The sequence below is a fragment of the Clostridium sp. DFI.1.208 genome (assembly GCF_024463855.1).
GTDB lineage: Bacteria > Bacillota_I > Bacilli_A > Erysipelotrichales > Erysipelotrichaceae > Clostridium_AQ.
The window spans coordinates 1-645 of the sequence record NZ_JANGCA010000176.1 but is presented as its reverse complement, the minus strand read 5'-3'; the positions used below and the strand labels follow the sequence as shown (position 1 = coordinate 645).

1 protein-coding gene is annotated in these 645 nt (G+C 44.7%); it reads left to right on the top strand.

Annotated elements, in window-relative coordinates:
• The coding region (locus NE665_RS24815) for a SpaA isopeptide-forming pilin-related protein (protein WP_256302705.1) at positions 1-645 on the top strand (645 nt) is incomplete at both ends.

Here is a 645-nt window from a genome sequence, read left to right as displayed (position 1 = left end):
ATACAAAAGCTGAGGATATCATCTTCATCGTACGTGATACGAACGATGTACAGACGATCGACATGAGCAACAGACAAACAGAGATGCACTTTTCTAAAGTCGATGAGACCGGCGAAAAAGAATTACCTGGTGCCAAACTGCAGATCATTGACAAAGATGGCAATATCATAGATCAGTGGGTATCCACAGAAGAGCAGCACACGATCACAGGACTGAGTGAGGGTCAAACATATGTCATGAAAGAAATCTCTGCACCATATGGATATGAGATTGCAGAAGAGATCACCTTTACCGCAGGAGACGGCCAGAAGGTCACGATGAAAGATAAAATGATCCGCTCCTATATCAAAGTCAATAAGGTCGATTATTATGATCATAAGGACATCCTGAAGGTCGCAGAGTTCACGTTGTACAGTGATGCAGCGTGCACGAAGAAGATCAGCGCTGCAAAGACAGATACGAAGAATGGAATCGCACTGTTCGATGATCTGATCTACGGTACGTATTTCATCAAAGAAACGAAAGCACCGGCCGGTTATCAGTTATCCGATGAAGTCGTGAAGGTCACGATCGATGACGAATGGGTCAATGGTGATGACAAGCTGCGCACAATCATCTATGCAGATAAACCGTTATCCGGTGGGG